Source organism: Streptomyces sp. NPDC048650 (genome assembly GCF_043199095.1).
Taxonomy (GTDB): Bacteria; Actinomycetota; Actinomycetes; order Streptomycetales; family Streptomycetaceae; genus Streptomyces.
In genome coordinates this window covers 377,048-402,014 of the sequence record NZ_JBICVM010000007.1, presented here as the reverse complement: position 1 = coordinate 402,014, position 24,967 = coordinate 377,048, and the positions used below count along the sequence as shown (strand labels likewise).

At 72.6% G+C, this 24,967-nt stretch carries 24 protein-coding genes and 1 pseudogene; 13 read left to right on the top strand and 12 right to left on the bottom strand.

The genetic code is table 11. The features are described 5' to 3' along the window. The 3 genes from ACGFML_RS22345 to ACGFML_RS22335 all read left to right on the top strand — a co-directional run bounded on the left by ACGFML_RS22345 (position 1) and on the right by ACGFML_RS22335 (position 3,642). Entirely contained in the window at positions 1-1,158 is a 1,158-nt protein-coding gene (locus ACGFML_RS22345; RefSeq protein ID WP_393546205.1) for a low temperature requirement protein A, read from the top strand. Positions 1,159-1,648: 490 nt separating this feature from the next. Beyond that, positions 1,649-2,473, top strand: a complete 825-nt coding sequence (locus ACGFML_RS22340) for a L,D-transpeptidase family protein (RefSeq protein ID WP_393546203.1) — start codon at positions 1,649-1,651, stop codon at positions 2,471-2,473. 47 nt (positions 2,474-2,520) lie between these two features. Continuing rightward, a complete protein-coding gene (locus ACGFML_RS22335; RefSeq protein WP_393546201.1) occupies positions 2,521-3,642 on the top strand; it encodes a P1 family peptidase in 1,122 nt (373 codons plus the stop codon). 16 nt (positions 3,643-3,658) lie between these two features. On the opposite strand, the gene ACGFML_RS22330 is transcribed toward ACGFML_RS22335, so the two are convergent. Beyond that, a complete protein-coding gene (locus tag ACGFML_RS22330) occupies positions 3,659-4,375 on the bottom strand; it encodes a VIT family protein (protein WP_393546199.1) in 717 nt (238 codons plus the stop codon). 85 nt (positions 4,376-4,460) lie between these two features. On the opposite strand from ACGFML_RS22330, the gene ACGFML_RS22325 reads away from it, so the two are divergent. Further along, entirely contained in the window at positions 4,461-5,075 is a 615-nt protein-coding gene (locus tag ACGFML_RS22325) for a YIP1 family protein (protein WP_393546197.1), read from the top strand. Between the two features lie 51 nt (positions 5,076-5,126). On the opposite strand, the gene ACGFML_RS22320 is transcribed toward ACGFML_RS22325, so the two are convergent. Continuing rightward, entirely contained in the window at positions 5,127-5,387 is a 261-nt protein-coding gene (locus ACGFML_RS22320; RefSeq protein ID WP_393546195.1) for a hypothetical protein, read from the bottom strand. Positions 5,388-5,666: 279 nt separating this feature from the next. On the opposite strand from ACGFML_RS22320, the gene ACGFML_RS22315 reads away from it, so the two are divergent. Further along, positions 5,667-6,860 carry a CaiB/BaiF CoA transferase family protein gene (locus ACGFML_RS22315; protein ID WP_393546193.1) on the top strand — a complete coding sequence of 398 codons (1,194 nt, stop codon included), beginning with the start codon at positions 5,667-5,669 and terminating at the stop codon, positions 6,858-6,860. Between the two features lie 81 nt (positions 6,861-6,941). Then, positions 6,942-8,270: an Ig-like domain-containing protein gene (locus tag ACGFML_RS22310; RefSeq protein ID WP_393546191.1), complete on the top strand. Its 1,329-nt coding sequence runs from the start codon at positions 6,942-6,944 to the stop codon at positions 8,268-8,270. 156 nt (positions 8,271-8,426) lie between these two features. Here the strand turns inward: ACGFML_RS22310 and ACGFML_RS22305 are convergent, their stop codons facing one another. The 5 genes from ACGFML_RS22305 to ACGFML_RS22285 form a co-directional block, all read right to left on the bottom strand. Continuing rightward, positions 8,427-8,765 (bottom strand): hypothetical protein, encoded by a 339-nt coding sequence (locus ACGFML_RS22305; RefSeq protein ID WP_393546189.1) that lies wholly within the window; start codon positions 8,763-8,765, stop codon positions 8,427-8,429. Positions 8,766-8,866: 101 nt separating this feature from the next. Then, positions 8,867-10,999: a fructose-specific PTS transporter subunit EIIC gene (locus ACGFML_RS22300; protein WP_393546187.1), complete on the bottom strand. Its 2,133-nt coding sequence runs from the start codon at positions 10,997-10,999 to the stop codon at positions 8,867-8,869. 64 nt (positions 11,000-11,063) lie between these two features. After that, positions 11,064-12,011: a 1-phosphofructokinase gene (gene pfkB, locus ACGFML_RS22295; RefSeq protein WP_393546185.1), complete on the bottom strand. Its 948-nt coding sequence runs from the start codon at positions 12,009-12,011 to the stop codon at positions 11,064-11,066. Next, positions 12,008-12,781 carry a DeoR/GlpR family DNA-binding transcription regulator gene (locus ACGFML_RS22290; protein ID WP_393546183.1) on the bottom strand — a complete coding sequence of 258 codons (774 nt, stop codon included), beginning with the start codon at positions 12,779-12,781 and terminating at the stop codon, positions 12,008-12,010. Before ACGFML_RS22290 ends, pfkB begins: the two co-directional genes overlap by 4 nt. 467 nt (positions 12,782-13,248) lie before the next feature. Then, the gene (locus ACGFML_RS22285) at positions 13,249-14,250 is read right to left on the bottom strand and encodes an RNA polymerase sigma factor RpoD/SigA (protein WP_393546181.1); all 1,002 of its coding nucleotides are present in this window, start codon (positions 14,248-14,250) and stop codon (positions 13,249-13,251) included. 175 nt (positions 14,251-14,425) lie between these two features. Between ACGFML_RS22285 and ACGFML_RS22280 the strand changes: the two are divergent. Both ACGFML_RS22280 and ACGFML_RS22275 read left to right on the top strand, forming a co-directional pair. Beyond that, a pseudogene (locus ACGFML_RS22280) lies at positions 14,426-14,968 on the top strand (GNAT family N-acetyltransferase); the annotation flags it as partial. A 315-nt stretch (positions 14,969-15,283) separates the two neighbouring features. Continuing rightward, on the top strand, positions 15,284-15,829 hold the full coding sequence (locus ACGFML_RS22275; RefSeq protein ID WP_393546179.1) for a hypothetical protein: 546 nt from the start codon (positions 15,284-15,286) through the stop codon (positions 15,827-15,829). An 88-nt stretch (positions 15,830-15,917) separates the two neighbouring features. On the opposite strand, the gene ACGFML_RS22270 is transcribed toward ACGFML_RS22275, so the two are convergent. Continuing rightward, positions 15,918-16,343 (bottom strand): pyridoxamine 5'-phosphate oxidase family protein, encoded by a 426-nt coding sequence (locus ACGFML_RS22270; RefSeq protein ID WP_393546177.1) that lies wholly within the window; start codon positions 16,341-16,343, stop codon positions 15,918-15,920. Positions 16,344-16,745: 402 nt separating this feature from the next. Between ACGFML_RS22270 and ACGFML_RS22265 the strand changes: the two genes are divergently transcribed. After that, entirely contained in the window at positions 16,746-17,795 is a 1,050-nt protein-coding gene (locus tag ACGFML_RS22265; protein ID WP_393546175.1) for a questin oxidase family protein, read from the top strand. Between the two features lie 184 nt (positions 17,796-17,979). Continuing rightward, a complete protein-coding gene (locus tag ACGFML_RS22260; RefSeq protein ID WP_393546173.1) occupies positions 17,980-18,477 on the top strand; it encodes a MarR family winged helix-turn-helix transcriptional regulator in 498 nt (165 codons plus the stop codon). Positions 18,478-18,587: 110 nt separating this feature from the next. Here ACGFML_RS22260 and ACGFML_RS22255 read toward each other — a convergent pair whose 3' ends face one another. Together ACGFML_RS22255 and ACGFML_RS22250 are read right to left on the bottom strand one after the other, a co-directional pair. After that, entirely contained in the window at positions 18,588-20,117 is a 1,530-nt protein-coding gene (locus tag ACGFML_RS22255; RefSeq protein WP_393546171.1) for an MFS transporter, read from the bottom strand. 248 nt (positions 20,118-20,365) lie between these two features. Further along, positions 20,366-21,013: a TetR/AcrR family transcriptional regulator gene (locus ACGFML_RS22250; RefSeq protein ID WP_393546410.1), complete on the bottom strand. Its 648-nt coding sequence runs from the start codon at positions 21,011-21,013 to the stop codon at positions 20,366-20,368. Between the two features lie 266 nt (positions 21,014-21,279). On the opposite strand from ACGFML_RS22250, the gene ACGFML_RS22245 reads away from it, so the two are divergent. Then, on the top strand, positions 21,280-22,530 hold the full coding sequence (locus ACGFML_RS22245) for a M6 family metalloprotease domain-containing protein (protein ID WP_393546169.1): 1,251 nt from the start codon (positions 21,280-21,282) through the stop codon (positions 22,528-22,530). Between the two features lie 26 nt (positions 22,531-22,556). On the opposite strand, the gene ACGFML_RS22240 is transcribed toward ACGFML_RS22245, so the two are convergent. Beyond that, the gene (locus tag ACGFML_RS22240) at positions 22,557-23,213 is read right to left on the bottom strand and encodes a TetR family transcriptional regulator (protein WP_393546167.1); all 657 of its coding nucleotides are present in this window, start codon (positions 23,211-23,213) and stop codon (positions 22,557-22,559) included. 138 nt (positions 23,214-23,351) lie between these two features. On the opposite strand from ACGFML_RS22240, the gene ACGFML_RS22235 reads away from it, so the two are divergent. Together ACGFML_RS22235 and ACGFML_RS22230 are read left to right on the top strand one after the other, a co-directional pair. After that, positions 23,352-23,513, top strand: coding sequence for a hypothetical protein (locus tag ACGFML_RS22235; RefSeq protein WP_393546165.1), 162 nt, complete (start codon positions 23,352-23,354; stop codon positions 23,511-23,513). Beyond that, the gene (locus ACGFML_RS22230) at positions 23,510-23,809 is read left to right on the top strand and encodes a hypothetical protein (RefSeq protein ID WP_393546163.1); all 300 of its coding nucleotides are present in this window, start codon (positions 23,510-23,512) and stop codon (positions 23,807-23,809) included. Before ACGFML_RS22235 ends, ACGFML_RS22230 begins: the two co-directional genes overlap by 4 nt. Positions 23,810-23,825: 16 nt before the next feature. On the opposite strand, the gene ACGFML_RS22225 is transcribed toward ACGFML_RS22230, so the two are convergent. Then, complete coding sequence (locus ACGFML_RS22225) at positions 23,826-24,956, bottom strand: acyl-CoA dehydrogenase family protein (protein ID WP_393546161.1); 1,131 nt, start codon at positions 24,954-24,956, stop codon at positions 23,826-23,828. Positions 24,957-24,967: the final 11 nt, after the last annotated feature.

Here is a 24,967-nt window from a genome sequence, read left to right as displayed (position 1 = left end):
ATGACACTCCCCATGCGGGCGCGCAGCCGCGACGAGGCACACCGCGCCGCCACCCCGCTGGAGCTCCTGTTCGACCTGTGCTTCGTGGTGGCCATCGCCCAGGCCGGCCGTCAGCTGGTGCACGCCCTGGCCGAGGGCCATCCGGGTCCCGGCATCGCCGGCTACCTGATGATGTTCTTCGCCATCTGGTGGGCCTGGGTGAACTTCAGCTGGTTCTCGTCGGCGTACGACAACGACGACGTGCTCTTCCGTGTGGTGACCCTGGTACAGATCGCGGGGGTGCTGATCCTGGCCGCGGGCGTGCCGCGCGCGTTCGACCTCAGCGACTTCGGGGTGGTCTGGTTCGGCTATCTGGTGATGCGGCTGGCGCTGGTCTCCCAGTGGCTGCGGGCCGCGCACGGCTGCCGGGGGGCCGAGCGGCGGACCGCGCTGCGCTATGCGCTGGGGGTGAGCGTGTGCCAGGTCGGCTGGGTGGCGCTGCTGTTCGCCTCCGCGTCCGTCGTGCCCTGGGTGTTCCTGGTGATGGGCGTGCTGGAGCTGTCCGTACCGGCGTTCGCCGAGCGGGAGCGGCAGACGCCCTGGCATCCGCACCACATCGCCGAGCGCTACGGGCTGTTCACCATCATCGTGCTTGGGGAGACGATCGCGGCGGCCACCGTCGCCGTCCAGTCCGCGCTCGACGAGAACGACGAGCTGGGCACCCTGCTGCCCATCGCGGGCGGCGGCCTGCTGCTGGTCTTCGCCGCGTACTGGATCTATTTCGCGGTCCCCATCCATCTGCATCTGCGGAGCAACACCCAGGCGTTCCTGTGGGGCTACGGCCACTATCTGGTCTACGGCTCGGCGGCGGCGGTCGGCGCGGGTATCGAGGTCGCGGTGGAGGAGTCGGTGGGCAAGGGGCATCTGTCGTTGTTCGCGGCCTCCGCCTGTGTCACGGTGCCGGCCGCCCTGTTTCTGCTGTCGGTCTGGCTGATCCACTCCCGCCATCAAAAGCGCGGGCCGGCGCAGCAGCTGGTGCTTCCGGTGTCCGCGGTGCTGGTGTTGGCCTGCACCTTCGGCGGGGCGTTCGCGGTGCCGGCGGCGGGCCTGGTGGCCGCCGCGACGGTCGCGGTGGGCGTCACGCTGACGGCGCGGCAGGGTACGGCCCTGGGGGCGTAGCGGGGACGTAGCGGGGGCGCTGGGGGGAGTCCCGGTCCGTTACGGCCGTCCACGCGGTTTCGCCCGTAAGCGTGCCGAACGGCCGTACGCGGCCACCGGACCGGGCGAAAGTCGTCCGGAGTTCCGGCACAGCGGTCCCAACTCGGTTGCCGGTAGCCCGCATTGGTGCCGGATGGGCCTGCACGGGTGCCGCATTGGTGCCGGATTCGGCCATCTTCGGCCGTCCGGGCCGGTCCGTTTCCGTTGCCACCAGGCCCCCTCAATCCTCGCCAATTCCCCTCGAACCGGCACCACTTCCCGCGACTCCCTCCTCTTGCCCCTCACCCTTCACCGGGGGCGGAGGGCGGGCCGCCACGCAGACGGGGTAGGGTGCAGATTGCCCTTTTTATGCCTACGGGTTTCCCTCTCAGCAGTCCGGTGGGGGGAGTCCGCAGGGGGCGCCGCCCGTCCGAACCCGATCCATCCGTCCGTACCTGAGGAGACGCCAGTCATGGCCCGCCACGCCCAGACCCGCGCGCGCAAGAGTCTGTCCCGGCGCAGCAAGGCCGTCGGCGGCTTGGCCCTCACCACGCTGGTCGGCACCGCCCTGTGGGCCGGGCCGGCCTCGGGCGACGATCACGACAGCCTGGCCGACGGCAAGAACGGCGCGCCGAAGACGGCCGCCAGCCCGGACACGGCCGTCAGCCCCAGGGCGGAGGGCCGGTCCGTGCCGAACACCGTCCCCGCCGCCCGCCCCATCCCGGGGCTGACCGACGCCGTCCGCAAGCAGATACCGGCCGACAGCCGCCAGGTGCTGGTGGTCACCGGCACGGACAGCGATTCCCACGAGTCCCGGGTCGTCCTCTACAGCCGCGCCAAGGGCTCCGACGACTGGCGGCCCGGCCGCGGCTGGGTCGCGCACAACGCCGCCCGCGGCTGGACCGACGACCACCACTACGGCGACCTCCGCTCCCCGGAGGGCGTCTACACCCTCACCGACGCGGGCGGCCGGCTCCCCGCCCCGGACGGCACCAAGCTCCCCTACGACCACAACAGCAACTTCGTCGCCCACGGCACCGGCGTGGAGGGCGAGCCGCTGGCCGGCGCCTTCGACTACGTCATCGCCATCAACTACAACCGGGTGCCGGGCACTTCCCCGCTGGACCAGCAGCGGCCGGAGGGCGCGCGCAAGGGCGGCGGCGTCTGGCTGCACGTGGACCACGACGGCCCCACCCAGGGGTGTGTGAGCCTCAAGCCCCAGGTCATGCGCGAGCTCCTGCGCGCCCTGGACCCCAAGCAGCACCCGGTCGTCGTGATGGGCCCGTCCGGTCCCTGACACCCGGCCGCCGCTCCGACCGCCCGGCAGCGTGGTACCCATGACCCATGGCTGACGCACAGCAGGGACGAGTGCCGCACCTGCCGGGACCGCACGACGCGCTGAGCGACGTCACCGGGCTGCGGGTGGGGCACGCCGAGCGGATCGGCGACGGGTTTCTGACCGGCACCACCGTGGTCCTCGCCCCCGAGGGCGGTGCCGTCGCGGCCGTCGACGTACGGGGTGGCGGCCCCGGCACCCGCGAGACGGACGCGCTGGATCCGCGCAATCTCGTACAGCGGGTGGAAGCGGTGGTGCTGACCGGCGGCAGCGCCTTCGGGCTGGACGCCGCGACCGGCGTGGCGGCCTGGCTGGAGGAGCGGGGCCGCGGTTTCCGCGTCGGCCCCGATCCCGCTCAGGTGGTCCCGGTGGTCCCGGCGGCGGCACTGTTCGATCTGGGGCGCGGCGGTGACTGGCAGGCCCGGCCGGATGCCGCGCTGGGCCGGGCGGCGGCCGAGGCGGCGGCGGGCACCGACCCGCGGTCGCCGGTGGCGCAGGGCAATACGGGCGCCGGCACGGGGGCGGTGTCCGGCGGCCTCAAGGGCGGGATCGGCACCGCGAGCGTGGTGCTGCCCTCGGGTGTCACGGTCGCCGCACTGGTCGCGGCCAACGCGGCGGGCGGCTTCGCCGACCCGGACACCGGCGCGCTGCACGGCCGCCTCTCGGGCGGCCCGGCCGCCTTCCCCTCCCCCGATGTCCACGCCGCCGCACAGCGCCGGCTCGCCGAGGCCAGGGAGATCTCGCGGACCCGCTCGGCCGCGTCGGTCCGCCCGCCGCTCAACACCACGCTCGCGGTGGTCGCCACCGACGCGGTCCTCACCCGCGCCCAGGCCCACAAGCTCGCGGGCACCGCGCACGACGGCCTGGCCCGCGCGGTCCGCCCGGTCCATCTCCTCTCCGACGGCGACACCGTCTTCGCGCTGTCCACCGGCACCCACCCACCGGCTCCGCAAGAGGCCCTCGCCGATCCGGTGTTCGCGGTGCACGCGGAGGCCGGGGCGCTGAACGAGATCCTCGCCGCCGGGGCCGACGTCCTGATGCGTGCGGTGGTCAAGGCGGCGCTGGCGGCGGAGACGGTGGACGGGCCGGGGGGCCTGTTCCCGTCGTACCGGGATCTGTACGGCGGCTGACGGGCCGGCGCCGTCCTCACACCCCGGCGGCCCCCAGCAGCGTCCCCACCGCGTAGGTGACCGCCATCGCCAGTGCGCCGCCCGCCGCATTGCGCAGCACCGCGCGGCCGGGCGGTGCCGCCCCCATCCGGGCGCTGCTCCAGCCGCACAGCGCCAGTGCCACGAGCACCGCGGCCACGGTGACCGGCAGGCGCAGCACCGCGGGTGGCAGCACGATCGCCAGCAGCGGCAGCAGCGCGCCGAAGGTGAAGGCGAGGAAGCTGGCGCCGGCGGCGTGCCAGGGGTTGGTCAGTCGGTCGGGGTCGATGCCCAGCTCCACCTCGGCGTGGGCGCGCAGGGCATCGTGTCGGGTGAGCTGCTCGGCGACCTCCCGGGCCAGGTCCGTGCCGAGCCCCTTGCCTTCCAGCAGCTGGGTCAGTTCGACGAGTTCGGCATGCGGTTCGGTCGCCAGTTCGCGCTTCTCCAGGGCCAGGGCGGCCTTTTCGGAGTCGCGCTGGGTGGAGACCGACACGTATTCGCCGGCGGCCATCGACATCGAGCCGGCCAGCAGCCCGGCCAGGCCGGCGGTCAACAGGGTGCTGCGTTCGTCGGTGGCGCCGGCCACGCCGACGACGAGCCCGGCGGTGGAGACGATGCCGTCGTTGGCGCCGAGGACCGCGGCCCGCAGCCAGTTGAGCCGGTTGCCGAGCCCGCCGCGGTGCGCCTCGTCGTGCTCGGGTGTCTGGGAGCTCACCGGCCGAGCGTCTCATCCGCGCCCGTGGCGCCGTCGACCGACGCCCCCGCACCGTCGTGAAATCACCGGTGGTAGAAACGGCCGTATGTCCGCATCGCCACCTCCCCCCGCCCCTCCGCCCACGCTCGTCCAGCCGCGACCCGACAGGCCCGCGCCACGCCGCCGGTTGTGGTGGCACCGGCTCATCCTGGGGCTCTGGTATCGGCCGGTGGAGGTCCTGGACGAGGCGCGGGACCGCAGCGCCTGGGGCGCAGCCGTGATGTTGTCGCTGGTCAGCGGCGGCATCGGCATGCTGTCGGTGGAGTCGTTCCGGCAGCAGTGGTCGGCGGGCCGGACCGTGGCGCTGCAATTGGCCGGGACGGCCGAGGCGGGGGTCCTGGTGGCCAGTCTCGCGCTGGGGTCGGTCACCCATGCCATAGCCCGCACACTCGGCGGCAGCGGCCGCTACGCGCCTACCGCCAGCTTGTTCATCGTGCTCTTCTGGGTGACGGATCTGCCGCGGCTGGCCATCGTGGCGTGGCTGCCGACCGACGCCACCTTCGTCCAGGCGGCGACGTACGCCACCTGGGGCTTCGGTTATGTCCTCGCGGTGCTGCTGATAAGGGGTCAGCATCATCTGTCGACGCTGAAGTCGGCGGCCACGGTGTCGGTGCAGATGCTGGCGGCGCTGGCGCTGCTGCGGCTGGGGCCGGTCCGCTAGGGGGACACCTTCCAGGGGCGTTCGTCGGGATCGGGCCCTCGGGGTGTCCCCCTAGCCGCGGCCGGTCAGCTGCCGTACGAGCCCCGCGAACGCTTCGCGTTCGGCGGCGCTCAGCTCCACGCTCTCCGACGGCGGGCCGGCAGGTCCGGTCTGCCGCGGCACCGAGCCGAGCAGCCGGGGCCGGCCGCGCCCGGCGGCGGCCTGCTGGCGGGCCCGGCGGAGAAGTCTGACCAGTGCGACGGCCCAGGCGACGGTGGCGACGAGCAGTGCGGCGAGCGTGACCTGCTGCAGAATCGAGACGGAGGGGAGCATACGGTCCTCCAGGACGGGCGGAGCAGAGACGGACTGGCCTGTTCCATTGGACACCACGGCCGACGGCTCCGACAGGGGATCTAGCGCCGTAATTGCCGAAGTGACCCATCTCCTATGACATTTCGGCCCCTTGCTCTCCGGCCGGTCCCCGCCGGGGCTCCGCCACCTTCCGGCGCGGCGGGGTCGAGCGTTCCCCCTTGGACACCCCGGCCCCTTCCCCTCCGCGAAGATCGCCCCCGACCATGGCGACACCCTGTCCGTGACGTGAGGAGTACGCACGTGCCGCAGCAGTTCCCGCCGCAGCCCTCGCCCCGCGCCCTGGAAGGCGTCCTGGTGGCCGACTTCAGCCGGGTGCTGGCCGGGCCGCTGGCCGCCGCGACGCTCGCCGACCTGGGCGCCGAGGTGATCAAGGTGGAGCGGCCCGGCACCGGCGACGACACCCGCGCCTGGGGGCCGCCGTTCGCCGCCGACCGGACCGCCGCGTACTTCGACGCCGCCAACCGCTCCAAGCGGGGCCTCGCGCTGGACCTCGGCGATCCGGACGACGCGACCGCCGCCCGCGAACTGGCCCGCCGGGCCGACGTCCTCATCGAGAACTTCCGCCCCGGCTCGCTCGCCCGGTACGGCCTGGACCACACGGCCACCCGCGCCGCCAACCCCGGCCTGGTGCACTGCACCATCACCGGCTTCGGCTCCGGCGAGGGCGCCCACCTGCCGGGCTACGACTTCGTGGTGCAGGCCGTCGGCGGACTGATGAGCATCACCGGGGAGCCGGGCGGTACGCCCCTGAAGGTGGGTGTCGCCCTGGTGGACGTCCTGACCGCCAAGGACGCCACGACCGGCATCCTGGCGGCGCTGCGGCACCGCGACCGCACCGGCGAGGGCCAGCTGGTGGAGGTCAATCTGCTGTCGTCGCTGCTCGGCTCGCTGGTCAACCAGGCGTCCGGCCACCTGGCCACCGGGCGCGATCCGGGGCCGATGGGCAATCGCCACCCGAGCATCGCCCCGTACGAGACGCTGGCCTGCCGGGGCGGGCTGCTCGCGGTGGCGGTCGGCAACGACCGGCAATTCCGGGCACTGGCGCAGACGCTGGGCGCACCGGAACTGGCCGACGACATGCGCTTCGCCCGCAACCAGGACCGGGTGGAGAACCGCGAAGACCTCATCACCGCCCTGGAGGAGCGTCTGGCCGCCGACACCCCTCGGGGCTGGACCGAGCGGCTGGGTGCCGCCTCCGTGCCGTGCGGGCCGGTCAATACGCTCTCCGAGGCCCTGGAGTTGGCGTCGCGCCTCGGGCTCGACCCGGTCACCCCGGTCGGCGAGGGCCGTATCCCCCAAGTGACCAGCCCACTCCGCCTCTCGGGGACCCCGGTGACCCCACCTCAGGCGCCACCCCGCCTGGACGAACACGGCTCACCGCTGCGAACCTGGTTGCGGGGGCCCGCCGACCACCCCCTGCCACCACAACTGTGACCTTCATCACAGAGTGGCCGTACCCGCAACCAAATCCGCCCGTAGGTGCTGTTTACCAGCACGGAATCACAACACCCTTGTATGGAGCAGCTCGTGACATCGCCGGACAACCCCGCGCCCGCTTGGTCCCGCACCGCCCACCAGCCGCTCCAGCCAGCCGGGCAGCCCGCGTCGGGCACCTCGCGCCGTGCCCGCCGGGCCCGCCGCACGCTGGCCCTGACCGCCCTTCTGGCGGCGGGTGCACTGACCCTCTCGGCCTGTGGCGGGGACGCCGAGGCCGGCGGCCATGACGACAAGAACGGCCAGGCCGGCGCGGACGCCGCGGCCGCCAAGGACGCCTCGGACGCGAAGATCAAGGTGTCGTCGAAGGACGGCGCCACCGACGCCAGCATCAACGACACCGGGGTGAAGGTCACCGGCGGCAAGTTGACCGATGTGAAGCTCACCGTGGCCGACTCCGGCGCGCCGGTGGCCGGAGCCATATCGGCCGACAAGACCTCCTGGAAGCCCGGGGTCCAGCTGGAACGGGGCACCAAGTACAAGATCACGGCGAATGCCAAGGACGCCAAGGGCCGTTCGGCCACCGAGAACGCGACGTTCACCACCGTCTCCTCGGCCAACAGCTTCATCGGCAGCTACACCCCCGACGACGGCAAGACCGTCGGCGTCGGCATGCCGGTGTCCTTCACCTTCGACAAGGCGATCACGAACAAGAAGGACGTCCAGTCCCACATCAAGGTGACCTCCAGCAGCGGCCAGCAGGTCGTCGGCCACTGGTTCGGCACCCAGCGCCTGGACTTCCGGCCCGAGGACTACTGGAAGGCCGGCTCCAAGATCACGATGAAGATCGACCTGGACGGGGTGAAGGGCGGCCAGGGCATCACCGGCGTGCAGTCCAAGACGGTCTCCTTCACCATCGGGCGCTCGCAGGTCTCCACCGTCGACATGAACAGCCAGACCATGACGGTCAAGCGGGACGGCAAGACCTACAAGTCCATCCCGATCTCCGGCGGCAGCCCCGACCACCCGACCTACAACGGCCAGATGGTGATCTCGGAGAAGTTCGAGCAGACCCGGATGGACGGCTCGACGGTCGGCTTCGGCGGTGAGTACGACATCAAGGACGTTCCGCACGCCATGCGGCTGTCGTCGTCCGGCACCTTCATCCACGGCAACTACTGGGGCGCCTCGTCCGTCTTCGGCAACTCCGGCACCAGCCACGGCTGCGTCGGGCTGCGGGACAGCAAGGGCGGCGGTGGCGACACCCCGGGCAAGTGGTTCTTCAACGAGTCGCTGGTCGGCGATGTCGTCGTCGTGAAGAACTCCAAGGACCAGACCGTCCAGCCCGACAACGGCCTCAACGGCTGGAACCTGTCGTGGTCGGACTGGCAGGCGGGCAGCGCCGTCTGATCGGCACTCCGGCTCTGAGCGCGGCGGTGGCCGGCCCCGGAATGGGGCCGGCCACCGCCGCGTTTGCGCACCCTCGCGGCGGCTGCCGGGCCTGTGCGCCTGTGCGCCTGTGCCACGGATTCTGCGGGCGGTGGTGGCCGCCCCGTGCCGCCCGCCTCAGAGGGCCTTCGCCAGCAGCAGGCACAGGGCGAGGGCGGTCGGATAGCCGGCCAAGCCCGCCCAGGTGAGGACCCGCCGTCCGCTACTGCGCCCTGCCCAGGCCACCACCAGTGCGGCGTGTGTCAGGACCACGGCGAGCACCGCGGGCAGCACGGACGGGCCGGAGGTGACGGTGACGTAGAGCCAGACCCAGGGAACGAGGAGGGCGAACGGGACCGGAAGCCGCGACCAGGACTGCACCTGACGCTGTCGGTACTCCTCCGCCGGGCCGAGGTTCCCGCCCTCGAGCTCGAGCGGCGGAAGTTCGTTGCCGTCGCCGCCGAATATCTTCGCCATCGCAGCAACCTAGCCGCGGACGACGGAGTCCCAAGAGCTCGCCGGAGCCGGGCGGGGCCGGGGCCCCGGGGGCGGGGCCGGGCCCGCCCCCGCCCGGGGCCCTACGCCGCCACCGGCACGTCCCGGTCCGGGGAGCCGGCCTCCGCCGCCGCCCGGCCACCCGCCGCGGAGGTCCCGCGCAGGCCCTTGAGCCCGATCACCAGGGCCGCGCTGACGGCCGTACCCGCCGCGACGGCCACCAGGTACAGGAGCGGCCGGCCGATCAGCGGGACGACGAAGATGCCGCCGTGCGGGGCGCGCAGGGTGCAGCCGAAGGCCATCGAGAGGGCACCGGTGACCGCGCCGCCGGCCATCGCGGAGGGGATGACGCGCAGCGGGTCGGCGGCGGCGAAGGGGATCGCGCCCTCGGTGATGAAGGAGGCGCCCAGTACCCAGGCCGCCTTGCCGTTCTCCCGCTCGGTCCGGGTGAACAGCCGGCCGCGTACGGTCGTGGCCAGCGCCATCGCCAGCGGCGGGACCATACCGGCCGCCATCACCGCGGCCATCACCTTCAGGCTTCCCTCGTTGGGGTTGGCGAGGCCGCCGACCGCGAAGGCGTAGGCGACCTTGTTCAGCGGGCCGCCGAGGTCGAAGCACATCATCAGCCCGAGCAGCGCACCCAGGATGACGGCGTTGGCGCCGGTCAGGCCGGACAGCCAGTCGGTCAGCCCCTTCTGCAGCGCGGCGATCGGCTTGCCGACCACCAGGAACATCAGGAAGCCGACGACCGCCGAGGAGAGCAGCGGGATGACGACGACGGGCATGATGCCGCGCAACGGCGCCGGGACGTCGACGCGTTGGATCGCCCGCACCACCGCGCCCGCGAGCAGGCCGGCGATCAGGCCGCCGAGGAAGCCCGCGTTGACGGTGAGCGCGATGGCGCCGCCGACGAAGCCCGGCACGAGGCCGGGGCGGTCGGCCATCCCGTACGCGATGAAACCGGCCAGCACCGGGACGAGGAAGCCGAAGGCGACGCTGCCGACCTGGAAGAGCAGGGCGGCCCAGCTGCCGGACTCGGTCCAGACGAAGTGGTCGGCGACGGAAGGCGCCTTGTCGACCGTGTAGCCGCCGATGGCGAAGGCGAGGGCGATCAGGAGACCACCCGCGGCGACGAACGGCACCATGTGGCTGACGCCGGTCATCAGCCAGGTGCGCAGGCGGGTGGCGTAGCCGGTGGCGGCCGTGTCGGCGCCCTTGTCCATGGGGGCGGTGGCCGGGGTCGGGGCGCCGGCCTCCCCCCGCTCGGCCTTCTCCCGTACCTCGGCGATGAGTTCGGCGGGGCGGCTGATGCCCGCCTTCACCCCGACGTCGACCGTCGGCTTGCCCGCGAACCGCTCCTTGTCCCGCACCTCGACGTCATGCGCGAGGATCACGCCGTCCGCTTCCGCGACGCGCCGCGGGTCGAGTCGCTTGAAGCCCGCCGAGCCCTGCGTCTCCACGACCAGCTCGACACCCGCGGCCCGGCCGGCCTTCTCCAGCGACTCGGCGGCCATGTAGGTGTGCGCGATACCGGTGGGGCAGGAGGTGACGGCCACGATCCGGAAGGGGCCGCGCCCCGGCGACGGTTCGGGCTCCGACCCGGCCTCGGACCCGGCCTCGGGCGCAGGGGCGGATACCGGCTCGGAGCCGGCGACCTCGGAGGCGGCCTCGGGCTCGAACCCGGCTTCCGGCTCGGAGGGGGTGAAATCGGGCTCGGAGGGGGCGGACTCCGGGGCGGAGGGGGCGGACTCCGGGGCGGAGGGGGCGGACTCCGGGTCCTCCCCCCGTATGAGGGCCGCCGCGCGCCCCGGCTCGGTCGCCGAGCGCAGTGCCCCCGTGAACGCCTCGTCCATCAGATGACGGGCGAGCGTCGACAGGATCGACAGATGGTCCACATCGCCACCCGCCGGGGCCGCGATGAGGAAGACCAGGTCGGCCGGGCCGTCCGGCGCGCCGAAGTCGATTCCCTGGGCGCTGCGCCCGAACGCCAGCGTCGGTTCGGTGACATGGGTGCTGCGGCAGTGCGGGATGCCGATGCCGCCGTCCAGGCCGGTGGGCATCTGTGCCTCGCGCGCGGCCACGTCCGCGAGGAAGCCGTCCAGGTCGGTCACGCGACCGGCGGCGATCATGCGTTCCGCCAGCGAGCGGGCGGCGGCCTCCTTGGTGGTCGCGGACAGGTCGAGGTCGACCAGTTCCGCGGTGATCAGCTCACTCATCGCGGGCTCCCTTGCGCGCGTGACCGCCGAAACAGCGGTGGGGACGGGGTGTGGAGGACGCCGGTCATGTCACCGGCTCCGTGAGCTCGTGCTCCCAGGGCACGTCGTCGGTCGTCGTGACCGCCGCCGGAACCAGGTCCGTCGGCGTCGGCATCAGACTCCCCGGGAGCTGGACGGCGGCCGCGCCGTGCGCCACCGCCGCGGCCAGCGCCGGTACGCCGGTGCCGCCCGCTGCCAGGAACCCGGCCAACGAGGCGTCCCCAGCGCCGACGTTGCTGCGCACGGCGGTCACCGGCGCGCTGCCGTAGTGGGCGCCGTCCGCGTCGACCAGCAGTTGGCCGTCGGCGCCCAGCGAGGCCAGTACGGCGCGGGCGCCCGCCGCGCGCAGTTCCTCGGCCGCCTTGACCGCGTCGCCGAGGGTGGCGAGCGGACGGCCGACGGCCTGGGCGAGTTCCTCGGCGTTCGGCTTGACGACGTCCGGGCGTCCGGCCAGCGCCGCGGTCAGCGACGGCCCGGAGGTGTCCAGGGCGATCCGGGCGCCGGCCCGGTGGGCCCGTGCGACCAGTTCGGCGTACCACTCGGGCGCCAGGCCCCGCGGCAGGCTGCCGCAGCAGGCGATCCAGTCGGCGCCCGACGAACGCTCGGCGACCGTCGCGAGCAGCGCCTCCGACTCCTGGGCGGTGAGCTCGGGCCCAGCAGCGTTGATCTTGGTGAGGGTGCCGTCCGGTTCGGCGACCGAGATGTTGGAGCGGGTCTGACCGGCCACCGGCACACCCGCCACCTCGATGCCCTCGGCGCCCAGCAGCCCGGCCAACGCCGCGCCCGCGGGACCGCCGAGCGGCAGTACGGCGAGGGTGCGGTGCCCGGCGGCGGCCAGCGCCCGCGAGACGTTGACGCCCTTGCCGCCCGGGTCGATGCGGTCAGCGGTGGCCCGGAGTACGGCCCCGCGGTCCAGGGCCGGGATCTCGTAGGTGCGGTCCAGGCTGGGATTGGGGGTGACGGTGAGGATCATGCGCGTACTACTTCCGTGCCCGCGTGCTCGATGGCGAGGGCGTCGTCGGGGCTCAGCCCGGTGTCGGTGATGAGCAGGTCCACGTCCGAGAGGCCGCCGAAGCGGGCGAAGTGCTGCTGCCCGAATTTGGCGGAGTCGGCGAGGAGGACGACCCGGCGGGCGGCGGCGATCAGCGCCCGCTTCACGGCGGCCTCCGCCAGGTCGGGTGTGGTCAGGCCGCCCTCGAGGGAGAAGCCGTTGGTGGCGAGGAAGAGCACATCGGCGTTGATCTCCCGGTAGGCGCGCAGCGCCCAGTCGTCGACTGCGGCCCGCGTACGGTGCCGGATCCGGCCGCCCACGAGGTGGAGGGTGAGCCCGGGATGGTCGGCCAGCCGAGCGGCGACCGGGAGGCCATGGGTGACGACGGTGAGCTCGGCCTCCAGGGGGATCTCGGCGGCGAGCCGGGCGGCGGTCGTGCCGGCGTCCAGGATCACGCTGCCGGAGCCCGTGTCGCCCCCGGGGAGCTCGGCGAGCGCGGCCCGCGCGATGCGCTGCTTCTCGTCGGCGGCCTGTGCGTCGCGCTCGGCGAGGTCGGGCTCGAAGTCCAGCCGGCCGGCCGGGATGGCGCCGCCGTGCACCCTGCGGACCAGCCCGGCCCGGTCCAGGGCCTTCAGATCGCGCCGTACGGTCTCGGCGGTGACCTGGAATTCCTCCGCGAGGGAGAGCACGTCGACCCGCCCGCCCTCACGGGCGAGCCGCAGGATCTCCTGTTGGCGCTCCGGTGCGTACATCAGCGTTTGCGTCCATTCCCTGCCCGAACCTGTGGTTTCAGCGGGATGCTACGCCCGGATCTTCGTGAAGTAAACGCGTTCGGACAGTCAGCGGACTCAAACGGACATCGAGTGGTCCTCTCGCGTCCATCGCGGGGTCTCCAGCACAGGCACGGGGACGGGCACGGGGACGGGGACGGGGACGGATGCGGATGCGGATGCGGGCACGGGGACGGGGACGGGGACGGATGCGGATGCGGGCACGGATACGGGTGCGGCGCGGCCCGGCGGCCTCGGGACACAGAAAAGCCCCGGCGTCATTTCTGACGCCGGGGCCCGCGCTCGGCAGGTCGGCAGGACCGCAGGTCGGCAGATAAGCCCGGCCGCGCAGATCTCGGGGGCGGGGGGCAAGCCGCGACAGCGGCCAAACCGTGGCAGGGGCAAGCCGTACCGGAGTCCGGCCCACGGCCCCCGCGGGGAGCCCGGCGCTACGCCGCCGCGTCGAACCCCGTGTCCCGCGCCATCCGCTTCAGCTCCAGCAGTGCGTGCTTCTCGATCTGGCGGATCCGCTCACGCGTCAGACCGTGCTGCTTGCCGACCTCGGTGAGAGTGCGCTCACGGCCGTCCTCGATGCCGTACCGCGCCTTGATGATGGAAGCGGTGCGGTGGTCGAGGCGGTCGATGAGGTCCTCCAGCTCCTCGCTGCGCAGCAGCGTGAGCACCGACTGCTCGGGCGAGGCCGCGGAGGTGTCCTCCAGCAGATCGCCGAACTGGGTGTCGCCGTCGTCGTCCACGGACATGTTGAGGCTGACCGGGTCGCGGGCCCAGTCCAGCACGTCGGTGACCCGGGCGGGTGTGGACCCCAGCTCGCCGGCGACCTCCTCGGGCTCCGGGTCGCGGCCGTTCTCGCGGTTGAACTCGCGCTGCACCCGGCGGATGCGGCCGAGCTCCTCGACGAGGTGCACGGGCAGCCGGATCGTGCGGGACTGGTCGGCTATGGAGCGGGTGATGGCCTGGCGGATCCACCATGTCGCATAGGTGGAGAACTTGAATCCCTTGGCATAGTCGAACTTCTCCACGGCACGTACCAGACCGGCGTTGCCCTCCTGGATCAGATCCAGCAGCGGCAGACCGGCCCGCGGGTACCGACGGGCCACGGCGACGACCAGCCGCAGGTTGGAACGGATGAAGACGTCCTTGGCCTTGGCGCTCTCGGCGGCCAGCGCCTCGAGCTCCGCGCGGTCGGCACCTGCGGCATTGCCGTCGGTGACCTCGCCGTCCAGGATCTGCTGGGCGTAGACGCCCGCCTCGATGGTCTGGGACAGCTCGACCTCCTTCGCGGCGTCGAGCAGGGGCGTGCGCGCGATCTCGTCGAGGTACATGCCGACCAGGTCGCGGTCGGCGATCTCCCCGCCTACGGCGCGAACACTGTGGGCCCCGCCAGAACCGCTGCTGCTTTCCTGACGACGGGCGACGGCACGGGTTGCCATGCGTGTGCTCCCTTAGCGATGAGTCGGTCGCGGGACGGTGGGGCGGGAGACCCGATGGTTCTCCGAGTGACCCGTCCGAAGGAAACAACGGCTGGAATCCGGACAGAATTCCCACGCCGCGACCCTATTTTTGTGATCATGCAGTACCCTGCATTCCCGCGAGGGAGGGCGGACTATGTCCGAAAGCAGGGAAGTGCAGGTCAGAGCGGGTGCCGAGACGGACCTTCCGGCCCTCACGGAGCTCTACAACCACTACATCCGTGAGACGTCCAACACGTTCGACACGGAGCCCTTCACTCCCGAGCAGCGCCGCTCGTGGTTGCTCTCCCACCCCGAAGACGGCCCGCACCGCCTTCTGGTTGCGCAGGAGGCGGGAACGCTCCCGGCGGCCACCGGTCCACGGACCGGCGGCCCGCTGCTCGGCTATGCGACCAGCAGCGCCTTCCGCCCGAAGGCGGCCTACGCCCCGTCCGTCGAGGTCACCGTCTACTGCGCCCCGCACGCTCTCGGGCGCGGCATCGGCACGCTGCTGTACACGGCCCTCTTCGAGGCGCTGGCCACCGAGGACGTGCACCGCGCCTTCGCGGGTATCACCCAGCCCAACGCGGCCTCCCATCGTCTGCATACCCGGTTCGGCTTCCGGCATGTCGGCACGTACACCGAGGTGGGCCGCAAATTCGGCCGCTACTGGGATGTCGCCTGGTACCAGAAGGATCTGGGCAGGCGCACGGACCAGCGTACGGACGACGAGAAAAGTCGGCGCACGGACCAGCGTACGGACCACGACAAGGGTCGGCGCACGGGCCGCGACCCGGCCCAGGACACCGGCTGACGGCCTGTCCGTCCGCGGTGTCCGGTCACGGCGTCCGACCACGGTGTCCCGACCGCCGCGTACCAACCGCGGTGTCCGACCGCCTCGCCCGACCTGCCCGTCCGCTGCTCCGGTTGACGGCCGCCGCCCTCGGGTGTCGCCTGGGACGGAGAGCTGTTTCGACTGCCTCCCGGAAGGCGGGGCAAGCGAGAGGAGCCCGTCATGGCAACGCACCCGCACCGGGCCGCGGCACACGATGCCGCGCGCTCGCACGGCACCGTCGAACCGGAACACGGCGCGAGCGGCAGCGCCCCGCAGAGTGGCTTCAAGCTCCCGGGCACCACCCGCCGGGTACCGGCAACCGTGGCGATGCCGGTGATCGTCGCGGTCGCCTTCGGTCTCTTCACGATCTTCCGCACGCACTCCGACGGCACCAAGGGTGGCCCGGCCATGCTGTACGGACTGTGCGCGGCCGTGGTCAGCGGGGCGCTGGGACTGTATCTGGTCCACTTCCAGAGGACGATGATCACCGAGACCCGGGCGCTGTCGTACGGCGCGCTCTTCGGACTCTCCATGGGCTGGGTCTACAGCCTGGGCGGGGAGTCGATCCTCAAGTCGTGCGGCTTCGGCCTCGGCATGGGCGCCGTGATGTTCGTCGTCTCGCTGTACATCTTCCGAGGCCACCGCGTCCGTGAGCCCCACGGCAGCCACCGGCCGCACGCGGCCGGCCGCAGCCCCGTGCCGCGCCGCGCGCACGCGGTCCGCTGACGCACCACCGGGCGGTCGGCGGCGGCCCGAAGCCGGCCCCTCGACCGCCCGCTCCGCTCCGCTCCCGGATCCGCTCCCGGATTCCGGCTCAGCGCGACGGGCCCAGGTCCGCCGCGTTCCACCGCTCCGGGTGGAGCCGTATGCCGATCAGTTCCTTCCCGAGCTCCAGCACCCCCGCGGCGTATTCGGCCACCTTCTCCGCGGGCAGATAGCGGCCGGCGACGTCGTCGACCAGCTCCGGTGTCACCTCGACGAACACGGCCGGGCCCTCGACCGCCGCATAGCGGTACGTCGGTGCGGTGATCTGCACCGTCAGCGTGAAGCGGCCGGTCTCCGCTATCAGCCGGGCCTTGCGCGACGTACGGCCGGTGAAGAGGAAGACGTCACCGCCGGGGCGGTAGGCGTACCAGACGGGTGCCGTCACCGGCCCGCGCTCGCTCCCCGCCGCCACGGACAGCACCGCGACCAGCGGCTCGGCCAGGAACTGCCGGCGCTCTTCACAGGACAGCGGCATCACGCACTCCTCGTCTCCGGCCCCCGCGGGAACTCCGCCCCTCGGGCCCGATCGCGTCGGCGTCATCGACTCCGCACCACCGGGCCCCCAGGGCCGGCTCACCGGGACCGGCTCACCAGGACCGGCGCCGGTGGTGGCCCTCCCTCCTTCCACGCTCACACACCCCCGCCGTACCGCCACTCAGCCCGCCGGCACCGCACCCCCGGCTTCGCTCCCCACCTCCACCGTCCGGCTTCGCTCCCCGCCTCCACCGTCCCGTCCGCACCCGCGACTTCAGCGTCCCGCCGGCCACCGGTACTCCACCGGTATCCCGTGCGCACGCCCCTCGCCTGCGGCATTACGACCAGCGGCGTAGGGCCGCAGCCCGTTACGCGCCGCCCGACGCCGACCTAGCCTCGGGCCATGGACACGACGAGCGGCACTCTCGACGAGGCCCTGGAGCGGCTGCACAGCACCGGCCCCGAATTCCGCGGATTCCTGAGCAATCACGGCCCGATGGCGGTGGAGGCCCTGGTCCGGCACGGCCAGTCCCGTACCGTGCACCGCTGGCTCGACGACTACACCGACCGGCTGGAGGACGTACCGAGCCCGCAGTCCCCCCTCGACGACACCAACTGGCAGCAGGCGCTCGGCGATCCGCGCCGCGTGACCGACTGGACCGCGTATCTGGCGCGCCAGGTGGCCGAACGCCCCTGGCGCGCGGTGCTGGCCACCTGGTGGCCGCGCCTGCTCCCCGGTATCGCGGGCGCCGCCACACACCCCGTGATCCGCGTCGGCCACGCCGTACGCGTCCTGCTGGCGGAGGGCGAAGAGGCTCCCCGTGTCGCGGAGTTGGCGCACGCCCTCGGCTACTGGGCGGCCCGGCACACGCCTCTCCCGGTGTCCGTGCACCCCGCCGGCACCGCCACGCCCGCCGCCGCGCTCGCCGCCCTCCCCCGCGTGGCGGACCAGCGGGTCCGCCCGCTCGACGGACTGGCCCAACTGCCCGGCACGGAAGGCTGGCTGGCGGCCGCCGAGTCGGTACGCGCCCCGCACGGCCCCGACGCGGCCCGCGACCAGCTGGCCGCCGTCGTCCGGGCCGCGACCCACCGCTACCTCGACCACGGCCACGGCGACGCGGTGCTGCTGGTACACGCCGCCACCGCCCCGAACGCCGTCCTGCGCACCCTCCCAGCACTGCCCCGCGAGCTGTGGGCGCCCTCCCTGGGCGTGGCCTGGGCCGCCAGTGCCGCCCTGACCTCCGTCTACTCGTCCGCCGAGCCACTGCCGCCGCTGCGGGCCGGCGCCCTCACCCCGCAGGAGGTCTTCGAGCGGGCCACCACGCACGGCGACGCCCACGCGATCAAGCTGGCCGACACCGCCCTGGACGTGGCCTCCTGGACCCCCGACGGCGACGAGCGCGCCCTGTCCGCCGCCCTCCGCGCCCTGGAGCTGATCGCACCGGAAGCCTGACCGGGACCTGGGCCGCGCCGCACACCTTGAGGATCCGGGGCGCAGAAGATTTCGACCGCCGCCGGACCGGGCGCGGGGCATCTCCACCGCTTCCGGTCCGATGGCGGCCCACGTCTTCGCTTTCCGGCCCGTTCGTCGTTGTTAAATATTCAATAATTCACCCAATGGTGAGACAGTGGATGGTATGAGCATCGAACCCGCAGCCGAGCCACGCTGGCTCAGCGACGAGGAGCAATACGCCTGGCAGTGCTACCTCCATGCCACCACGCTTCTGGAGGACCACCTGGACCGCCAGCTGCAGCGTGACGCCGGGATGCCGCACGTCTATTACGGCCTGCTCGTCCAGCTCTCCCGGGCGCCGCGACGTCGGATGCGGATGACCGAACTGGCCCAGAACGCCAAGATCACGCGCTCCCGCCTCTCGCACGCCGTCGCCCGGCTGGAGAGGAACGGCTGGGTGCATCGCGAAGAGTGCCCGTCCGACAAGCGGGGCCAGAACGCCTACCTCACGGACGAGGGAATGCGGGTCCTGGAGAAGGCCGCGCCCGGCCATGTCGCCGCCGTCCGGGCCTCGATCTTCGACCGACTCTCTCCCGAGCAGATCGGCCATCTGGCAGAGATCTGCCGGGCGATGGCCGACGGACTTCAGCCGAAAGGCGCCGACCTCCCCTGGCTCCGGTAACGGAACGGGGCGTCGACGCCTTCGAGCGACCGCCGAGGGGCCCGGCACGGGGCGACGGGGCACGACCGCCCCGCCGCCCCCGCGCGCCCCTCGGCGCACCGTGACCGGACTCAGTGCACCATGACCGGGACCGGGACCTCCGCGTCCACGTCCGCGCCCGCACCTTCGCCGTCGGCCGACGAGGCCGCCGGCGAAGAGCCGCCCTGATGGCCGGTGTTGACGAAGACAAAGGCGATCACGGCCGCCAGGACGAGGATGCCGACCGCCCACCAGATGGCGGCGGTGTAGCCGTGCACCATCGACTCCATCGCGAGCAGCTTCCGCGAGGTCGCGCCGGCCGCGTGCGAGGTGGCGTACGCGGTGGTGGCGCTGGCCGCGATGGTGTTCAGCAGCGCCGTACCGATCGCGCCGCCCACCTGCTGCGAGGTGTTCACCATCGCGGAGGCGACGCCGGCGTCGCGCGCCTGGACGCCGTGCGTGGCGAGCGACATGGCCGGCATGAACGCCGTACCCATACCCAGCCCCAGCAGCAGGAACGCCGGCAGGATCAGCGCCGGGTACGACGTGTCCAGGTCGATCCGGGTCAGCACCAGCATGCCGGCGGCGGCGGCGACGAAACCGGGCGCCATCAGAAGGCGCGGCCGGACGCGGGTCATCAGACGGGCGCCGATCTGCGTCGAGCCGGTGATCATGCCGACGATCATCGGCAGGAACGCCAGACCGGTCGCGACCGGGGTGTACCCCTTCACGATCTGGAGGTAGTAGGTCAGGAAGAGGAAGAGACCGAACATGCCGATGATCGCCAGCCCGAGGGACGCGTAGACGCCGCCGCGGTTCCGCTCGGCGACCACCCGCAGGGGCAGCAGCGGGGCCTTCACCTTGGACTCGACCAGCACGAACGCCAGCAGCAGCACGACGGCCGCGACGAACAGGCCCACCGTCGGGCCGGCCAGCCAGCCGTCCGACTCGGCGCGGGTGAAGCCGTAGACCAGCGAGACCAGGCCGAGCGTGGCCAGGATGACGCCGGGGACGTCCAGACGGGAGGGGTTGCGGCCCTGCGAGGGCTCGCGGATGACCAGGACGGCGCCGGTCGCGGCGACCACGGCGAACGGGATGTTGACGAAGAAGGTCCAGCGCCAGTTCATGTACTCGGTCAGCACACCGCCGAGGATCAGGCCGACGGCGCCGCCGCCACCGGCGATCGCGCCGAAGATGCCGAACGCCTTGGCCCGCTCCCTGGCCTCGGTGAAGGTCACGGCCAGCAGGGACAGCGCGGCCGGAGCCAGCAGCGCACCGAAGAACCCCTGGAGCGCCCGCGCGCCCAGCAGCATCGCCTGGTCCCCCGCGGCACCGCCGAGCGCCGAGGCGAGCGCGAAGCCGGTCAGGCCGATGACGAAGGTGCGCCTGCGGCCCCACAGGTCGGCGATCCGGCCGCCGAAGAGCAGCAGCCCGCCGAAGGCCAGGGCGTAGGCCGTGATGACCCACTGCCGGTTGGCGTCGCTGATGCCCAGGTCCGCCTGGGCGGAGGGCAGCGCGATGTTCACGATCGTCGCGTCGAGGACGACCATCAGTTGGGCGAGGGCGATGAATATCAGCGCTTTCCAGCGCCGGGGATCGACGGAAGGAGCCGTTTCAGGCATGGCGGGGTCCACCTCATGGTGCGGTGAGCGAATCACGGGACGTGTGTGACGGGACGGGTGTGTCAGGACATGCGTGTCAGGACATGCCTGTCGGGACGTGCGTGTCAGGACATGCGGAACGAGATGTGTATGACGGGACGCGTGGGACGAGGCGCGCGGAACGCGATGCGCATGACGAGTCGTGCGTTACGGGACGGGTGTGACGGGACGTGGACGGAAAAGCGTGGGTACGGGCGGCGCGACGTTGCTCAGGTGTGACGCCTGAGGTCGGCCAACGTGGCGGCGGCGCCCGGGAGTTCGGACCGTGCGGGGGTCAGCAGACCGTCCAGGAACAGCTGCAGGTGCCGGTGCACGAACTTGTCGAAGTCGATACAGCCGCTGCCCGGGAGCGGGCGGGTGAGCTGGGTGAGCGCGACCATCAGATCACCGACGGCGATGTCGGTACGCAGCTGGCCGCTGTCGCGCGCGGCACGCATGACGGCCTCGATGGCCGCCTCCAGGCGTTCGCGCGCGGCGAGCAGGTCGGGGTGGCTCAGGTCGATGCTGTCCGAGAGCAGCGGGCACAGCGCCCCGATCCGCTCCTCCACCGCAGCGTGGACAAAGCGCCGCAGCGCCTGGAATGCATCGGACTCCTCGGCAAGCGCGCTCTCGGCGCGGTCCGCGGTACGGGCCATGACGGAGAGCGTGACGTGGTGGATCAACTCCAGTCGATCCGCAAAGTGACGATAGAGCGTCGCATTTCCCACGCCTGCACGTCGAGCGATTTCATCGAGCGGGACGTCGGGCCCGAATTCGACCATGGTCTCGCGGGCGGCCGCGATGATCCGTTCCCGGTTGCGCAGCGCATCCGCGCGCAGGCGCGGCTGTGCGGGCTCCGTCCGGCCGGCGGCGGTCACGACGCCGGTGGCGGCGGATCCGGTCGCGGCGGATTCGGTGGCGGTCACCACGGCACACTCCTCTCATGGCTTCTCGGTCGCCGAGCTGTTGGCGGGACGAACCGGGGAAGGGCTCCCCGCTTCATCCGTACGCACGGTGAAACGGGGACCACCTCCCCGGATATTTCCCTCCGCGGAGGTGATCTGGGTCACTCCGCCCGCGGCGCACCCTCCGGATGACCTAACCCGGCGCGCGGGTCACCGCGTCGCCACACAGAGTGATCAGCATGAGGCTGAAGATATCCGCGGCCCTGGCGATGAGTGCGGCGACCGCGCTCATCGCGGGGGCCACGGGCATACCGCCCACCGCGGCGGCCGACACCACTGCGCCCGGAGCGGCGCCGAGCGGCCGGTGCGCGCTGGGCGGCATCAAGGACGATGTCGCCGAAGCCGCGACCACACCCTCCGGCTACGCCCGCTCACACGGCACGGTCCGGGCGCTCACCCTCTTCATCGACTTCCCCGACGCCCGCGCCACGATCACCCCGCGGGCCCGCTTCGCCGAGTTCTTCCCGGCCGCCGCACACCACTTCCGCGCCAGCTCGTACGGCAGGCTCACCTACCGCCCCGAGCCGCTGCTGAGGTGGCTCCGCATGTCGCGCCCCCTGGCCGCGTACGGGGTCACGCGCGGCGCGAACTTCGAGCCGGGGTCGAACACCGGATACCACGCCCTGTCCCGGGAGATCGTGCGTGCCGTCGACGGCAGGGTCGACTTCCGCGCATACGACGTCATCAACGTCCTGGCCGCGCCCAACGCGGGCCCGCCGGCGGCCCGTACGGTCCTGTCGGTCACCTTCAGCGGCGGCGACATGGGGTTGCAGACGGCGGACCGGGTGCCCTTCCGCAACGCGTCCTTCATCTGGAGCCGACAGTCGGGGGACAGCGCCTACCGCGTGCTCAATCACGAGAACGGGCATGCCTTCGGCCTCCCCGACCTCTACTACACGGACGGCCGCCGCGTCGTGACCCCGGTCGGCCACTGGGATCCGATGGACGAGGACTGGGGCCCGGGCAACGACTTCCTCGGCTGGCACAAATGGAAGCTGGGCTGGCTGGCCGCCGGTCAAGTGCACTGCGCCTCGCCCCGCGGGGCACCGTCCGACCACACCCTCACCCCGATGCCGGTACCTGGCGGCACCAAGATCGTGGTCATACCGACCTCCCCGCACTCCGCCCTGGTCGCCGAGGCCCGCACCCGCGGCCCCCTCGACCCGACGGTCTGCCGCCCCGGCGTCCTGGTCTACCGCGTGACCACCCACGTCACCTCGGGCCGCGGCCCGCTGCGGGTCATCGACGCCACGCCCGGCAGCGGCGGGTGCTTCGCCCCCGACAAGCACGTCGAGGCGGGCCTGACCGACGCCACCTTCCTCCCCGGCGCCGGCTACACCGACCACAGGAGCGGCGCCGCGGTCACCGTCCTCGGCGAGAACCCGGACGGCACCTATCGCATCCGGGCCACGCCGGCCCGCGCCGGATAGGGACGACCGGTCGCCCCCGGCCGCCCCTACCCCTCCGCCGCTCCTTTTCCGTCCCCTTCCTCCCGCCAATGCCGGCGCCCGACGGCGATGAGCCGCAACTGGCGCCGCGCCGTGCGCACCGCCCGTTCACCCTCCCCCGCGCCGCCGTCGTCGGCGTCCAGCAGCGCCGCGGCCGTTGTCACCAGCCGGTCCACGTACAGCTCCGCCAGCATCCGTACATCCTCGTCCCGCCAGCCCTCGGACACCGGCTGGGACTTGAGGGCATCCGCCACCTCCTCCGCGAACCGGTCCAGTTCGCCCGCGATGGCCTGCCGCACGGCCCGCACACCGCCGTGCCGCTCGCGCGCCACGAACCGTACGTGCGCGGGGTGTTCGCGCACATGGCGGACGACGACGGCGATCGTGCGGTCGATCCGCTCCTCGGCCGCGGCCTGCTCGACGAGGATCGCGCGCACCATCGCGTGCAGACTCCCCAGCGCCTCCTCCACCAGGGCGACACCCAGCTCGCCGAGGTCCTTGAAGTGCCGGTAGAACGCGGTCGGGGCGATCCCCACCACCCGCGTGACCTCCCGTAGCCCCAGGCTGCTCAGACTCTGTTCGGCCAGCAGGCCGAGCGCCGCGTCGAGCAGCGCCTGCCGGGTCTTCTGCTTCTGGGCCTGGCGGACTCCCACGGTGTGACTCATGTCATCCAGTAAACAACCGTTCTCCGAACTCCTCCACTCGCGGGTGGCCCTAGACTGGAGGAACTCAGTGAACAACTGTCCTCTGAGTCTGGCGGTACACCTGTCCGCCGGAACGACATGAGTCGGAAAGGCAGGATCATGCTCTTCCTCGTCGCAGCCCTCCTCCTGTTGGGGATGACGCTGGGCACCGCGGCACACCTCCCCCTCCCGGTCACCCTCGTCGCGGCCGCCGTCATCGCCGGCTGGCTGCTCGTCTTCACGCTCCGCGAACGCCGCCACCACGAGGGGACCGCCCGATGACCACGCTCGCCGAAGCCACCCCGCACGCCACGAAGGCCGCCCGCGCCACCCGGCAGCCGCGCCCGCACGCCGACGGCATGGCAGTGGCCTCCTTCGTCCTCGGCCTGCTCGGCACCCTGGTCCTCAACGTGGTCCTCGGCCCCTGCGCCCTGGTCCTCGCCGGCCTGGCCCTGGCCCGCGGCACCAACCGCCGCGGCCGCGCCCTCCTCGGCCTCGCCCTCGGCGCCGCCGACCTGATCCTCCTCGCCACCCTCGCCACCAGCGACGGCACCCTCAGCTGGCACATCGGAGGCTGACCGGCCCCTGCTCGGATCAGAGGTGGGGTGAGGCAGGGTCGCCCCCGAGCCGCAGGTCGCCGACCCCGTCGAGGATCTTCTCCGAGGACGCGACATGGCGGCTCGCGGTGATGAGGTCGCGCAGGCACCGGTCGAGCGGGGTGCGCTCGGTGTAGACCGCGGCCGATCCCACGGCGTCGTACAGGAGCTGGACCGCCTCCCGGCAGGCCCGGTGCGCGAACCGGCGGGCCAGCGCGGCCGTGCCGCGTTCGGGCGCCAGGCCCGCCGCCTGTGCGGCCCAGGCGTTCTCCAGCGTCGCGTACACGTAGGCGTCCGCCGCGCCGATCAGCGACTCGGCGTGCGCGAGGTCGGCCGGGACGCCCGGCCAGGGCAGCGCGGAAGACCTGGCGGCGAGGATCTCCCTGGCGGCGCTCCACGCGCGCCTGCCGATACCCAGTGGCACGCCCGCCATCTTGAGGGCGAGGTTGTCGGCGCGCAGATGGAGCGGCTCCTGCCGGGTGCCGGACGGCACGAGCCCGAACGTGTGCCGTTCCGGGACGAACAGATCGGCGACCTCGAAGTCGTGGGAGCCGGTGCCGCGCAGCCCGGTGGTGTTCCAGGTGTCGAGCACCCGCGCGTGCGCGGCGTCGAAGACGGCGATCCTCGGGGCGCCTTCCGGGATCTGGAACCCGGCCATCACCCGGTCGGCGTGGGTGATCCCGCTGCCGTAGGTCCAGCGGCCCGACAGGAGGTAGCCGCCGCCCCGCCGGACCGCCCGCCCGGTCGGCGGCAGCACCGTCGCGGTGATCAGGTCCGGGTCGGGGAACAGCTCGGTGAACACCTCCGGGGGCAGCGAGACCACGGCCAGCGCGGCGTTCAGCGCGACGGCCGCGCACCAGGCGACCGAGGCGTCCCCCTCCGCCAACAGGTCGACGGCCCGCGTGATCTCCGGCACGGTCATCTCGACACCGCCCAGCGCCGGTGGCAGAGCGGCGCGCAACAGCCCGGTGGCCTTCAGGCCGTCGAGGACATCACCGGGAATCCGGCCCACCTGCTCGATCTCCGGCGCGTATGCCGGGAGGTCCGAGGCGTACGCCCGTACGCGGTCCATGACCGATGCGGCGGTGAGGCCCGCCTCGGCCCGGGTCGGCAGTTCCACGGTGGTCATCCGGTCCTCCT

Bases quoted from the DNA above. Each gene is read 5' to 3' on its own strand.
- ACGFML_RS22265 (WP_393546175.1), top strand. From the start codon at position 16,746: ATGGACACGACGAGCGGCACTCTCGACGAGGCCCTGGAGCGGCTGCAC.
- ACGFML_RS22310 (WP_393546191.1), top strand. From the start codon at position 6,942: ATGGAGCAGCTCGTGACATCGCCGGACAACCCCGCGCCCGCTTGGTCC.
- ACGFML_RS22260 (WP_393546173.1), top strand. From the start codon at position 17,980: ATGAGCATCGAACCCGCAGCCGAGCCACGCTGGCTCAGCGACGAGGAG.
- ACGFML_RS22335 (WP_393546201.1), top strand. From the start codon at position 2,521: ATGGCTGACGCACAGCAGGGACGAGTGCCGCACCTGCCGGGACCGCAC.
- ACGFML_RS22235 (WP_393546165.1), top strand. From the start codon at position 23,352: ATGCTCTTCCTCGTCGCAGCCCTCCTCCTGTTGGGGATGACGCTGGGC.
- ACGFML_RS22270 (WP_393546177.1), bottom strand. From the start codon at position 16,343: ATGCCGCTGTCCTGTGAAGAGCGCCGGCAGTTCCTGGCCGAGCCGCTG.
- ACGFML_RS22255 (WP_393546171.1), bottom strand. From the start codon at position 20,117: ATGCCTGAAACGGCTCCTTCCGTCGATCCCCGGCGCTGGAAAGCGCTG.
- ACGFML_RS22225 (WP_393546161.1), bottom strand. From the start codon at position 24,956: ATGACCACCGTGGAACTGCCGACCCGGGCCGAGGCGGGCCTCACCGCC.
- ACGFML_RS22345 (WP_393546205.1), top strand. From the start codon at position 1: ATGACACTCCCCATGCGGGCGCGCAGCCGCGACGAGGCACACCGCGCC.
- ACGFML_RS22285 (WP_393546181.1), bottom strand. From the start codon at position 14,250: ATGGCAACCCGTGCCGTCGCCCGTCGTCAGGAAAGCAGCAGCGGTTCT.
- ACGFML_RS22240 (WP_393546167.1), bottom strand. From the start codon at position 23,213: ATGAGTCACACCGTGGGAGTCCGCCAGGCCCAGAAGCAGAAGACCCGG.
- ACGFML_RS22320 (WP_393546195.1), bottom strand. From the start codon at position 5,387: ATGCTCCCCTCCGTCTCGATTCTGCAGCAGGTCACGCTCGCCGCACTG.
- ACGFML_RS22245 (WP_393546169.1), top strand. From the start codon at position 21,280: ATGAGGCTGAAGATATCCGCGGCCCTGGCGATGAGTGCGGCGACCGCG.
- ACGFML_RS22275 (WP_393546179.1), top strand. From the start codon at position 15,284: ATGGCAACGCACCCGCACCGGGCCGCGGCACACGATGCCGCGCGCTCG.
- ACGFML_RS22230 (WP_393546163.1), top strand. From the start codon at position 23,510: ATGACCACGCTCGCCGAAGCCACCCCGCACGCCACGAAGGCCGCCCGC.
- ACGFML_RS22290 (WP_393546183.1), bottom strand. From the start codon at position 12,781: ATGTACGCACCGGAGCGCCAACAGGAGATCCTGCGGCTCGCCCGTGAG.
- ACGFML_RS22300 (WP_393546187.1), bottom strand. From the start codon at position 10,999: ATGAGTGAGCTGATCACCGCGGAACTGGTCGACCTCGACCTGTCCGCG.
- ACGFML_RS22340 (WP_393546203.1), top strand. From the start codon at position 1,649: ATGGCCCGCCACGCCCAGACCCGCGCGCGCAAGAGTCTGTCCCGGCGC.
- ACGFML_RS22305 (WP_393546189.1), bottom strand. From the start codon at position 8,765: ATGGCGAAGATATTCGGCGGCGACGGCAACGAACTTCCGCCGCTCGAG.
- pfkB (WP_393546185.1), bottom strand. From the start codon at position 12,011: ATGATCCTCACCGTCACCCCCAATCCCAGCCTGGACCGCACCTACGAG.
- ACGFML_RS22325 (WP_393546197.1), top strand. From the start codon at position 4,461: ATGTCCGCATCGCCACCTCCCCCCGCCCCTCCGCCCACGCTCGTCCAG.